We start from the raw sequence: 11810 nt of genomic DNA on the forward strand, positions 1-11810 counted from the left end.
CCGTCAGGGCAGATTGTCCTTGATGAAAATGTCGATGCGGATGCGCTCCTGCGCGGCAATCACCGCCAGGCCGTCGGCCTCGGCCTTCAGCACCCGGATCGCGCTTCTGACCTCATGGCCGGCATCCTGGTTCAGCACCGCGTCGAACAGGCCGTTTTCGAGCGCTGTGCGCGAATGGTCGGAAAGCTCGTGCGCGATCGTGACGATTTCGCGGCCATTCCCGCGCGCCTTTTCCAGTGCGGCGATCAGGCCGCGATTGCCCGCGCCAAGGCTGTAAATGCCGATGATATCCGGGTCGCGGGCGAGCGCCTCGTCCACCAGCCGTTCGGCAACCGCCGCATCGTCGCGGCCTTCCATGGGGCGGGTCAGTTCGAGGTTCGGAAAATCGAGCGCCATGCCCTCCGAAAACCCGGAAAGCCGGTTCTGGTGGTCACGCACCGAAAGCGAGCCGACCAGAATGGCGATGCGCCCGGCGCGCTGACCGATGAACCGGCCAAGCAGGGTCGCGGCGGTGCGGCCGGCCGCCTGGTTGTCGACGCCGGCATAATGGTCACGGCCGCTATCCTCCAGATCGGAGACCAGGGTGACGACCGGGATGCCCTTCTTCTTCAGCGCGCCAACGGCCGCGCGCACCGGATCGGCATCGACCGCGACCAGCGCGATGCCGGCGGGCTCTTCCTCGCCCGCCGCGATCAGCGCTTTCGCCAGCGCATCGCCGTCAAAAGCCGGCACGTCGATGATGCTGATCTCGGTCCGTTCGATCCGCCCGCGTTCGCCGGCCTGTTCGACGGCCGCGCGCAACTCCGCCATGAAGGCGTTGTCGTTGAGCGGCAGAATGAAGGTGAAGGGATAGACCCGGCCCTTGGCGAGATTGGCGGCGGCGACATCGCGGACATAACCGAGCGAGCGGATCGCCTCCTCGACCTTTGCCTTCGTCTTTTCGCGCACGCCGGGCCGGCCGTTCATGACGCGGTCCACGGTCGCCAGACTGACGCCTGCCTTGATGGCTATGTCATGCACTGTCGGGCGCATGTCTCCCCCCGCCTGGCAATTTCCTCCGCGGTCCGCGGCCCGGACCTTGTTATGCCTCCCTTATAGCGCGCCGTTTGATGTACGTAAATCAAAAATTCCCGTGGCAGATTTCTGGCGCGGGAATTCACATCAGAAACTGTCCTCGAAAAGCTTGTTGAGCCGGCCTATGACGGCGATGGCGGGCGCATCGGTGCGCAACGCCTCATTGAGCACATCGGAAGCCTCGCGCTGGAAACGGATATAGCCATTGTGGCGCGGCCGCATATAGGCGTGGGCCACGGTATCGGCGATATTGCGATAGAAACCGTTGACGGCGCTGTTCACCTCAAGGCTTTTCCATGCGTCGGCATGGCCGGGCTGACCGCCGGCTCCTGCATAGAGCGAGGCCTGCACCGGGCCGCTTGCAATCCAGTAGGCATAGTCGATCGCAGCATCACGGTTTTCGCTGAAGGCGGAGACGGCGATACCCGTCCCGCCGAGCACCGATCCCGCAGGTCCCCGCTCGCCAAGACCCGGAATATTGGCGAAGCCGAGCCGGTGGTGGCGAAACCCCTCGCTCGCATAAAGCGCATAGCCGGCGACATAGGGCGAGATGCTCGCCTTGGTATCGGGCGCCGAGAGCGCCTCTAGCACCGCGACCGGGTCCATCGCCTGATTGTCCTCGGGCACGAGCCGTGCGAGTTCGACGAGACGTTCATAGGCGGCAATGCCGTCGTCTTCGTCGATCAGGTTCCCGGCGCTGTCATTGCGGCAGGGCGTGCCGGCATTGGCGGCGAGCGTGAAGAATGTCAGCAGGTTGTGCGGCGGCCTGAGCGGCAACAGCACATGGCCGTCTTCGGCAAGTTCGACGAGGTCATCCCAGTTTTCCGGCAGGCTGGGGGCACGATCGGGGCGGTAGGCCATGACCTGCGCGTCGACATCGATCGGAAACGCCCATTGATGCGCCTTGTAATGAAAGGCTTCGAAGGCGCCGCCAACCGACCCCTCTTTCATCGCCTCGCGCTCATCCTCCCGGCCCTCGACATCGAGAGGCGCGAGACAATTGTCGGCGGTGATCTGTCCGAGATGGGGGTGATCGATGACGATCAGGTCATAGTCGCGGGCAATATCCACCGGCGTCAAATCTTCCAGTTCCTCGAGACTGGGCTTCTCCCACTTGACCTCGACGCCGGTCTTCTGCCGCCATTCGTCCGCGCTCGCCGCCAGCGGCTCGAAGCCGCGCGGATGGGTCCAGGTCATGCCCTTCAAGGTCGTCATACAGTCAAGCTCCAATCCAGCGCCGCACCGGCGGGCGCGATCCTGCAACAAGTTCATTTTCCGAAATTTGCCAACTGCAGAAGAAAGCCGGACCCGGGCGGAATGTTCCACAGGGCCCGAATTATAGGCCAAGCCGGTCGGCCACGTCAGGGTGCAGCAAGCAGCCGCCGCACGACGAAGCCGACATCGGCGGGATCGATGCGGCTGCCGGCATAGGCCCCAAACAGACCGTCGACGCAGGCAAGCACCAGATCCGCGCGGCGGTCGGCCAGATCGCGCGGCCACCCTTCGCCGGCGAGCAATTCGGCGAGCCTTGCGGAAAGCCAGGCATTGATTTCCGCCAGCGCCTGTTCGGCAAAGGCCTCGGTATTGTCGAGGAGCTCGCCGGCATGCGGGGAGTTGCTCAGCAGCGCCGCCATGCGGGAAAATTTGTTCTCCAGCGCCGCCGCCGCGCGCTCGACAGCGCTGCCGGGACCGTCCAGCGTTCTTTCGGCTTCCGCCTTCATGTCGTCCAGAACGGCGGCGAGCGTCGCCTGAAACACCGCTTCCTTGTCCGGGAAATAGGCATAGAGCGTGGGCTTGGCGACGCCGGCGCGTTTGGCGATGCCCTGCATTGTGGTGGCGCGCAGGCCATTTGCCAGAAACTCGGCCTGGGCCGCCGCCAGTATTTTCTTCGTTCGCGCTTCTGATTTTGGAGCCGGCACTGTTTTTCCTCTTGCATATCACGTAAATTGAACGATATGAACATATATAGTTCAAAACGTTCAATTACGGAGTCCGAAATGAACGACACTGTCCTTCTGACCGGCATTACCGGCTTTCTGGGCGGCCATATCGCCGTCGAACTTCTCAATGCCGGTTATAGCGTGCGCGGAAGCCTGCGCAATCCGGGCGCAAACGGGGAGCGGGCGGAGGCGACCCGCAAGGCTCTGGAAGAGGCCCGCGCCGACACATCGCGACTTGAATTCGTGACGCTCGACCTGACCGAGGACGAGGGCTGGGGTGATGCCGCGCGCGGCGCCCGTTTCGTGATCCACAGCGCCTCGCCCTTCGTGACCACCATGCCGAAAGACCCCAATGAACTGGTCGGCCCCGCCGTAGGCGGAACGGAACGGGCCCTGGGCGCTGCCAGACGGGCGGGCGTCGAGCGGGCGGTGCTGACGAGTTCCTCCGTCGCGATCGTCAATGGCCGGGGACCGGCGAGCAGGAAAAGCGCGCTCGGCCCCGACGACTGGCCGGACCCGGATGAGGGTCGGCTCAACGCCTATCAGCTTTCCAAGGTGCTGGCCGAGCGTAAGGCCTGGGAAATCGCCGAACATGATGGCCTTGCCCTTGCCGTCATCAATCCCGGCTTTATCCTGGGACCGCTGCTGGACGACGACCCGGGCACATCCGGCGCTCTGTTCGTCAGGCTGTTGAAGGGCGAGGTGCCGATGCTCCCGCGCCTTCACCTGCATATGGTCGACGTCCGCGATCTCGCCCGCATTCATGTCGCGGCGCTGACGGCGCCGGATGCACTCGGCAAACGCAATCCCGCCGCCTTTTTCGAGATGGAAATCGCCGCGCTTGCCGAGACGCTCGCCCGCGAAGTGCCCGAACGCGCCGGCAGGATACCCACACGAAAGGCGCCCGACTTTCTCGTGCGCCTGTTGGCACTGTTCGATGGCGATATCAGAGCCAATGTCAACGAACTCGGCTACGCGCCCGCGCTCGATTCAAGCCGCGGCGCGGCGCTTCTCGGGCGCCCGCCCCGTTCCGCCGCAACCATGATCGGCGATATGGGCCGCTCGCTGGTCGCCCGGGGACTAGCCTGAAGCGGCCACCAGCCGCCCGCCCGACACCACCACTTCGGTCCCCCACTCCCGGCAGCGTTCGGCAAGCGGGGCGGAAAGCGGCTGGTCGGTGAAGAATGTTGCTATATCGGCAAGGCCTGCTATGCGCGCCGGCGCGGTGCGGGCGAATTTGGAATGGTCGGCGACGAGAACGGTTTTGCGGGCCCGACGGATCGCCGTCTGGCTGACGCCGACCTCCATCATGTCGAAATCGAGAAGATCGCCGTCGCCGTCGAGCGCCGAACAACCGATCACGGCGAGATCGAACTTGAACTGCTCGACGATGCGGTTGGCGAGCGGGCCCACCAGCCCGCCATCGGCCCGACGCAACTGCCCCCCGGCCACCACGATCTCGCAACCCGGATTGGCGACTAGGATATTGGCGACATTGATGTTATTGGTAACGACGACGAGGTTCTTGTGGCCGAGCAACCTTTCAGCCACCGCCTCCATCGTGGTGCCGATATTCATGAAGATCGCCGCGTTTTCCGGGATCGCCGCGGCGCAGGCCTCGGCAATCGCCGCCTTTTCGGCGGCAAAGAGCGCCCGGCGGTCATCATAGCCGATATTGGCGGTTCCCGACGGCAGCACCGCGCCGCCGTGAACGCGGGTGAGCTTGCCCCTTTCGGCGAGCGTCAGCAGGTCGCGGCGGATGGTTTGCACGGTCACGCCGAGGCGTCTTGCGGCATCCTCGGCCACAATCCGGCCCTCTTCGCGCGCCATCTGCATCAGATCGTCAAGGCGGAACGTTTGCGACACGGCCTTCCCCGGTTTGGCCGTGATCTTCCACGGCGCGTTCACTCTCATCCGCAAAAGAGGCATTTTTCGCCGCGATTTGCAACGGTTTGAACCGGTTATGCGTTGAACGATGCGACTGACGGTATTTTGCCTTGATCGTGCGGCTGAAACACTGTCAAAAGCGATAAGCCAGCTTCAACGGACGGGAAGATAAAGTGAGCGGACTTGAAACAGCCATCAGGACAGCGCTGGAAAACACGGACCGGCGGGACGCCAACCAGCGCGCCCGGGTCTATCAATCCGCACGGCAGGCGCTGGAAAAGGGCCTTGCCAACCAGAACATAACCGAGCCCGGCGCGGTTGCCCGCCAGCGCCGCAGGCTTGATGACATCATCACCGCGATCGAACAGGAAGAGGCCGCCGCCGCCCGCAAGGCGCGCGAGGCCGAAAAGGCCCCTGCCCGGCCCGTGTTCGACGATCCCTTCGCCGTCGGCCGCGCGCCGGAAAAGCCCGCCCCCTCGCTCGAAGACGAGATCGGCGCGATCACGCCCGGCGAGAGCTTTACCGCCGAACCGGCTTTCGATGACGAGCCGGACGCGCATTTCGCCTATCCCGAAAGCCCGGTGATCGCCTCGGAGGAGGCGGACAATGTGGATTTCACCGAGGCCGGCTTCACCATGGCGCCGCAGGTGGAAAGCGGTCATCTGGACCGCGAGGCGCTGTCGCCGATGGGCGATATCGCGGTGACGGACGAAGACCGCGCGCCGCTTGCCGGCAGCGTGAAGGCCGATCCGCGCCCGCGCCGCATGACGCGCAAACAGCGCAAGGCGGCAGCAAAGGCCGAGGGGAACCAGAAGCCGGTCAGGCGGCGGCGCACCCTCACCACGATGACGATCGGCGTGATCGTGATCGCCTTCCTTCTGCTCGGCGGATGGTGGGTGGTCGATTCCAATTTTGCGCTCAATCCCGAACGCCTCGATACCGCCGTTCCCAACCCTGCCCCGCGCATCGAGGCCGAGGATTTCGAGGGCGCTTCGGGCTGGACCACGATCTTCCAGCCGGGCACGGCGAATGTGCTGACGCCCGGTTCGCAGGCAAGTCTTGAGACCGTTACCTTCGACGATGCGCCTGCCGTGGAGATCGCCTCCAACGCGACCGGCGATGCCGGCGCGGTGACAATCGCGCTGCCGGTTGCCGTGCGCGGCATGCTGGAAAGCGGACCGGTGCTGATTGAAATCAGTGCCGTCGCGCCTGATGGCGGCGGTCAGCCGGTCGGCATTTATTGCGCCGACGGCACGATCGAGGGCTGCCAGCGCCACCGTTTCACCGCCACCGCCCATCGCGACAGCCTGGTCATCCGGCTCGATCCGAGCCAGGGCGTGCTGCCGAGCCGGCTGATGATTTTAAGCGACCTCAACGGCGCCGGCGCACCGCTCGACATCTTCGCCATCCGCGCGCGCGAAGCCGAGTAAGCCACCGGCCTTTCCACCCCAGGTCCCAGCCGAGCCGCCATTCCGGCGGCTCTTTCTTTTTGTGCGACCAGAGCGTTTCGCGCACCCATTTTTTCATTTCGGGAATTTTTTCGGGCAGTATCGTGTCCCGAACGGCCATTGATGGAGAGAGCAAGGCCGGCATTGGCGGAGAGGACGCCGCCGGCCGCAAGAACAATTCGGCTATGGAGGAGGCCAGCATGTCACGCAAGGTCATCAGGAACGCGTATATTATCTCGATCGATCCCGAAATCGGCGTCGTGCCGCGCGGTGATATTCTGATCGAGGGTTCGAAGATCGCAGCGATTGGCCCCAACATCGATGCCGGCGACGCAGAGGTGATCGAGGGGGAGGGCCGGATCGCCATTCCCGGCTTCGTCGATACCCACCGCCACACCTGGCAGGCGCTGCTGCGCGCCACCGGCGCGGACTGGACGCTGGCGCAGTATTTCGCCGGCGTGCGCGGCGTGATGGGCGATCTCTACACGCCCGACGACATGAAGATCGGCAACCATCTGGGCGCGATCGCCGCGCTCGATGCCGGCATCACCACGCTTTACGACTGGTCGCACAACAACAACACGCCGGACCACGCCTCCGCCGCCGTGGAAGGACTGAAGGCGGCCGGCATGCGCGCCGTGTTCGGCTACGGCAATTCCAACGCCGAATGGGTGCCGGTCAGCGACAAGCCCACCAATTTCGAGGACGTCGCCCGCGTTCGGCGCGAGTATTTTTCCTCCGACGACCAGCTCGTGACCATGGGCTTTGCCGCCCGCGGCAACCAGTTCGCCACACTGCGCGTGACCCGCGAGGATTTCGTCAAGGCGCGCGATCTCGGCCTCAGGATCAGCGTCCATGTGGGCGACGGGCTCTGGGGCATGAACAAGCCGGTGGTGGAACTGCACGGCGAGGGCCTTGCCGGACCGGACGTCACCTATGTGCATTGCAACTCCCTTCATGACGAGGATTTCCGGGTCATCGGCGATACCGGCGGCACCGCCTCGATCTCGCCCGAACTCGAACTCCACATGGGCCACGGCTTCCCCGCAACGCTTGCCCTTCTTTCCGTCGGCGTGCGTCCCTCGATCTCGATCGACGTTGTGACCACGGTGCCGGACGACATGTTCTCCGCCATGCGGGCGCTGCTTTCCAGCACGCGCGCCGTGGTCAACAACCAGGCGCTGATCGACAAGGTGATCGTCGACCCGCTGCCGCTGATGGCGACCGATGTGCTCGAATTCGCAACGCTTCAGGGCGCGATCGCCTGCGGGCTTGGCGACCGGACCGGCTCGCTGACCGTCGGCAAGGAGGCAGACATTGTCCTCGTCAACTGCAACGCGCTCAACACCATGCCGATGAACAACGCCTATGGCATCGTGGTCGAAGCCGCCCATACCGGCAATGTCGAAACGGTGATCGTCGGCGGCACGGTGCGCAAGCGCGATTTCAAACTGGTCGATTTCGACCATGCCGGCTTCAAGTCGAAGGTAGAGACAGCGCGCGACCGGCTGTTCGAACGCGCCGGCGTGCCCGCCGACGGCTCGTGGTTGCCGCGCCCGTTCGAAGCCGCCGCCGACAGCGAGTTCTAGGCCATGACACGTGACCGACCCACGCTTTCCGTGATCGGCGGCGGGCTTGGCGCCGGCAAGTCGACGCTGATCGCCGGCCTGCTGGCGCAGCCCGACATGGCGAAAACCGGCGTGGTGGTGAACGAATTCGGCGCCTTCGGCGTCGACGACCTGCTGCTTTCCGCCGCCGCGCCGAGGACCAGTCTGGCGCTGCTGCAGAACGGCTGCATCTGCTGCCGTCCCGGAAACGACCTGTCGGAGGTCGTCCGCAACATGATAACGGCGGCCGAGACGCCGCTCCGGCGCATTCTGGTGGAAACCTCCGGCGTCGCCGATCTTTCCGCCGTCATAGCCCGCATCGGCGCCGATCATGGTCTGCGCGCGCTGGTGCGCCTCGACGCGGCGGTGGCCGTCGTAGACACGACCGCGCCGGATGACGCCCGACCGGAGCATCTCGCCGCCGCCGACCGGATCGTTCTCACCAAGACCGATCTCGTCCCGACCTCGCGCGCCGGGGAAATTCGCCGAAATCTTGCCGGCATGAACCCGACCGCGCCGCTTTTCGATGCGGCCGCCCTGCCCGGCCCGGATGAATTGTTCAATGCCGGGCTGATCGACAGCGCAACCGGGGCCGTGCAGCCGAACCGCTGGCTGCGGGCCACCGGAACCGTGCATGTCCACGACAAGGACGCCATCCGGTCCTGGGTGATCGAGTTTGCCCCGCAGCGCTGGACCGTGCTGACCGAACAGATCGCGCGCATGAGCCGGGCGGCCGGGTCGGCGCTCCTGCGGCTCAAGGGGATCGTTGTCGATCGCGACGATCCGCGCCCGCTCGCCATCCAGATGGTGCGCGACCAGATCTACCGTCCGGTGCGGCTTGCGCCGGACATTGGCGGCGGCGTCAGCCGGATCGTGGTCATCGCACGCGCGCCCGCGGCGCCTGCGATCGAAGCCTTCGCCGCCCGTCTCGGCGCGGCGCAAATCCATCACAAGGAGTGATCTTCATGCATTACATCGTCCATTGCCTCGATTACGAAGGCAACGTCCAGAAACGGCTGGATCACTACGAGGCCCACAAGGCCTATCTCGCCACCAATCCGATCAAGACGCTGATCTCCGGACCGCTGCTGGCCGATGACGAGGAAACCATGATCGGCTCCTGCTTCCTGGTGGAGGCCGATAGCATGAACGCGGTGATGAAATTTCATGAAAGCGATCCCTTCCACGCCGCTGGCCTCTGGGAGAAGGTCTCGATTCGTCCGTTCAACAAGCGCGTGGACAACCGCTCATGAGCGCCCCGGTCCGTATCGCGCTTGTCGGCCTTGGCTGGTGGGGCCAGAAAATTACCGCCGTGCTGAAGGCCGCGCCCGACGACGTCACGATCGTTCGCGCCGTGGAGCCGAATAGCGAGATCGCCGCGGCCTTTTCCGCCGCCCACGACGTGCCCGTCAGCGCCGATCTCGAGACCGCGCTTGCCGATCCGGCGGTGGAGGCCGTGCTGCTGGTCACGCCCCACAAGCTGCACGCAGAACAGATCGCAGCTTCGGCCGCCGCCGGCAAGCACGTGTTCTGCGAAAAGCCGGTTGCGATGACCCGGGCCGGCGCGGAGCGCGCCGTCAGCGCCGTCGAGGCCGCAGGTCTTATCCTTGCGACCGGCCACGAGCGGCGCTACGAGCCGCCGATCGCCGCCATGATCAAGGCCGCCGATGCCGGAGACTTTGGCCGGCTGATGCAGTTCGACGCGACCTTCAGCCACGACAAGTTCCTGGCGCTCGATCCGACCAACTGGCGGCTGGGCGCAGAGGACGCGCCGGCGGCCGGCATGACCGCGACAGGCATCCATCTCCTCGACCTCGCCGTCCGGCTGATGGGGCCGGCCAAAAGCGTGGTAGCTTCCTGCGAGACGCTTGCCTCCAGCCTGCCGCAGGGCGACACGATCTCGACCTTCATCTGCTTTGCGGGCGGCGGCACCGCCACGATCTCGGCAAATCTCGCCATGCCGTTCGTGTCGCGCTGCTCGCTGTTCGGCTCGAAGGCTTGGGTGGATATCCGCGACAAGGCCCATGTCGAAGCCCCGGACGGCTGGATCGTCACCAGCGCCTCGACCGGCAGCAAGATCGCGGTTGAGGAAATCGGCCCCGCCGAACCGGTGCGAGACAACATCGTTGCCTTCGCCCGCGCGATCCGCGGCGAGGCTCCCTACCCGATCACCACCGCCGAGATGATCAACACCGCGGCGCTGCTGGAAGCGGTGATCGCAAGCAGCCGGACGGGCGAGCGGGTTTTGCTGTAGAGCAAACCTTCTTCAGAGCCATGGAGCGCAGACGGGCGCAGCGCCCATTGCGCCCTACAGCGTCGCCACCGTCTTCAGCGCGCCGTCCAGCGCAATGCCGCTCTCATCGATCAGGGCGGCCTGGCGGAGGCGGCGGAGCCAGTCGGCGCCGTCGTCGCGCTGTTGAAGAAGCGGCAAGGCGGAGAGGACGCGGTCGAATTTCGACAGGCCGCGGGCATGGGTGTCGGAGTAGCCCTTGACCAGGCGGCGCGTGGCGATCACTTCCACGGCGAGATCGTAGTTTGTGGGCAGCACGGATAGCGCTTGGCGAAGCCAGGCCTCGCGGTGTTCCTCTTCGCGGAAATGGCGCAGGCTGCCGCGGCGGATGCGGCGCATGGACGACAGGACATAGAGCGAGGAGAACCAGAACAGCGTGCCGGTCTTCACCCGCCTGCCCTTGTTGACGCGCCGATCGAGAAAGGCAAACAGCTTCGGCCGCGCCTCGATCCAGAGCCCCAGCCTCTTCGGCAGCGTGCCGCAGACCTCCTCCATGCGCGGATGCATGTATTCCGTCATGTAGAGGATCTGATCCTGCTTGACGCCGACCTCGTCATGGACGCGCTTGAAGCGGGTGCCGCGCACCTTCAGATCGGCGACCCGCACGACATCGTCATAGGCCATGGCCACGGCGACATATTTGGCCGCCGAAACGGTGAAGGCGAAGCCCTTGGCCTCGCCGCCGTTTGCGCGGTCGGCGGCAAGGAGCGTGGCCATGCGGGTCAGATATTCGTCGGCATAGGCCGGGTCCTGGAAATCGGTGAGCTTCTTCACGCCGGCAAAGAGCATGGCATGGGCGACCTCCGGGAATTCGGCGCGGATGCGGTTCACAAGCCTGTCGAGCGCGGGATGGCCTGCCGTTTCAGGCAGGGCGTCGAGCCGCTTGGCGGGCGTTGCCGAAACCTTGTCGTTTTCGCCCTGAAGCGCACGATTGTAGGCTGCCTCGAAGGCCTTGAGGCTTGCGGCGACGCCGCGCCCGCCGGCCTTGATGGTTTCCTCATAGGCTTCCTTGGGAAACGGCAGCGCCTTCGAGGCTGCGAAGGCGCCGAACATGGATGAGGAGATCACGCTGCCGTTTTTCACCGCCAGCGTATCCATGTCGAAGGCGATGGTCTTGCGGGCGGCGAAATCGGTGGCATCGACAACGGTTTCGGGATTGCCGATGCCATCGCCCGGTTTTTCCTTCTCGCCGACGGCGAAGGAGCGATGGGTGGAGGCGATCAGCAGCGTCTTTTCCGGCGTCACAAGACCGCGCATCACCGAGCGGCCGGCCTCCATCAGTTCCGCCGCGATCACGACGTCGACATCGCCCGGCGTTGGCATCAGCGACAGGATCGGCATCGCGCCCTCGCGCGGCTTGAGCAGTTCCAGGTAATAGATCGTGGCGCCCGTGCGCTGGGCAACGCCCGGCACGGAGGTGGTCTGGGCCACCCAGCCCTGGCTTTCGGCAAGATGCACGATCCAGTCGGCGAGGACGCCGCCGCCCTGCCCGCCCATGGCGAGGATCGCGATCGAAAGCGGCTTGTCGGCGGCAAGCGCCGCGGTGTCGGTCATCATCATGGGT

At 65.2% G+C, this 11810-nt stretch carries 11 protein-coding genes; 6 read left to right on the forward strand and 5 right to left on the reverse strand.

Features of this window, described 5'->3' with window-relative positions; all coding sequences use genetic code 11:
* Positions 1–3: 3 nt before the first annotated feature.
* The 3 genes from V6766_RS17450 to V6766_RS17460 all read right to left on the reverse strand — a co-directional run bounded on the left by V6766_RS17450 (position 4) and on the right by V6766_RS17460 (position 2993).
* A complete protein-coding gene (locus V6766_RS17450; protein WP_448468632.1) occupies positions 4–1032 on the reverse strand; it encodes a LacI family DNA-binding transcriptional regulator in 1029 nt (342 codons plus the stop codon).
* Positions 1033–1161: 129 nt separating this feature from the next.
* Positions 1162–2289 (reverse strand): extracellular solute-binding protein, encoded by a 1128-nt coding sequence (locus V6766_RS17455; RefSeq protein ID WP_448468634.1) that lies wholly within the window; start codon positions 2287–2289, stop codon positions 1162–1164.
* A gap of 146 nt (positions 2290–2435) precedes the next feature.
* A complete protein-coding gene (locus V6766_RS17460) occupies positions 2436–2993 on the reverse strand; it encodes a TetR/AcrR family transcriptional regulator (protein WP_448468636.1) in 558 nt (185 codons plus the stop codon).
* Positions 2994–3071: 78 nt separating this feature from the next.
* On the opposite strand from V6766_RS17460, the gene V6766_RS17465 reads away from it, so the two are divergent.
* On the forward strand, positions 3072–4103 hold the full coding sequence (locus tag V6766_RS17465) for an NAD-dependent epimerase/dehydratase family protein (RefSeq protein ID WP_448468638.1): 1032 nt from the start codon (positions 3072–3074) through the stop codon (positions 4101–4103).
* On the opposite strand, the gene V6766_RS17470 is transcribed toward V6766_RS17465, so the two are convergent.
* On the reverse strand, positions 4095–4880 hold the full coding sequence (locus V6766_RS17470) for a DeoR/GlpR family DNA-binding transcription regulator (protein ID WP_448468640.1): 786 nt from the start codon (positions 4878–4880) through the stop codon (positions 4095–4097). The genes V6766_RS17465 and V6766_RS17470 overlap by 9 nt on opposite strands.
* Positions 4881–5074: 194 nt before the next feature.
* Between V6766_RS17470 and V6766_RS17475 the strand changes: the two genes are divergently transcribed.
* The 5 genes from V6766_RS17475 (at position 5075) to V6766_RS17495 (ending at position 10210) form a co-directional block, all read left to right on the forward strand.
* A complete protein-coding gene (locus tag V6766_RS17475; protein WP_448468642.1) occupies positions 5075–6331 on the forward strand; it encodes a hypothetical protein in 1257 nt (418 codons plus the stop codon).
* Positions 6332–6549: 218 nt separating this feature from the next.
* Positions 6550–7938 (forward strand): amidohydrolase family protein, encoded by a 1389-nt coding sequence (locus tag V6766_RS17480; RefSeq protein WP_448468644.1) that lies wholly within the window; start codon positions 6550–6552, stop codon positions 7936–7938.
* Between the two features lie 3 nt (positions 7939–7941).
* Positions 7942–8916 carry a CobW family GTP-binding protein gene (locus V6766_RS17485; RefSeq protein ID WP_448468646.1) on the forward strand — a complete coding sequence of 325 codons (975 nt, stop codon included), beginning with the start codon at positions 7942–7944 and terminating at the stop codon, positions 8914–8916.
* Between the two features lie 5 nt (positions 8917–8921).
* A complete protein-coding gene (locus tag V6766_RS17490) occupies positions 8922–9209 on the forward strand; it encodes a YciI family protein (RefSeq protein ID WP_448468648.1) in 288 nt (95 codons plus the stop codon).
* The gene (locus V6766_RS17495) at positions 9206–10210 is read left to right on the forward strand and encodes a Gfo/Idh/MocA family protein (RefSeq protein WP_448468650.1); all 1005 of its coding nucleotides are present in this window, start codon (positions 9206–9208) and stop codon (positions 10208–10210) included. Before V6766_RS17490 ends, V6766_RS17495 begins: the two co-directional genes overlap by 4 nt.
* A gap of 54 nt (positions 10211–10264) precedes the next feature.
* Here V6766_RS17495 and V6766_RS17500 read toward each other — a convergent pair whose 3' ends face one another.
* Entirely contained in the window at positions 10265–11806 is a 1542-nt protein-coding gene (locus tag V6766_RS17500; protein WP_448468652.1) for an indolepyruvate oxidoreductase subunit beta family protein, read from the reverse strand.
* Between the last annotated feature and the right edge of the window lie 4 nt (positions 11807–11810).

The sequence above is a fragment of the Martelella sp. AMO21009 genome, assembly GCF_053484295.1.

Excerpts from the sequence above, each read along its gene's own strand:
- V6766_RS17495 (WP_448468650.1), top strand. The coding sequence starts at position 9,206 with ATGAGCGCCCCGGTCCGTATCGCGCTTGTCGGCCTTGGCTGGTGGGGC.
- V6766_RS17490 (WP_448468648.1), top strand. The coding sequence starts at position 8,922 with ATGCATTACATCGTCCATTGCCTCGATTACGAAGGCAACGTCCAGAAA.
- V6766_RS17450 (WP_448468632.1), bottom strand. The coding sequence starts at position 1,032 with ATGCGCCCGACAGTGCATGACATAGCCATCAAGGCAGGCGTCAGTCTG.
- V6766_RS17480 (WP_448468644.1), top strand. The coding sequence starts at position 6,550 with ATGTCACGCAAGGTCATCAGGAACGCGTATATTATCTCGATCGATCCC.
- V6766_RS17485 (WP_448468646.1), top strand. The coding sequence starts at position 7,942 with ATGACACGTGACCGACCCACGCTTTCCGTGATCGGCGGCGGGCTTGGC.
- V6766_RS17500 (WP_448468652.1), bottom strand. The coding sequence starts at position 11,806 with ATGATGATGACCGACACCGCGGCGCTTGCCGCCGACAAGCCGCTTTCG.
- V6766_RS17465 (WP_448468638.1), top strand. The coding sequence starts at position 3,072 with ATGAACGACACTGTCCTTCTGACCGGCATTACCGGCTTTCTGGGCGGC.
- V6766_RS17455 (WP_448468634.1), bottom strand. The coding sequence starts at position 2,289 with ATGACGACCTTGAAGGGCATGACCTGGACCCATCCGCGCGGCTTCGAG.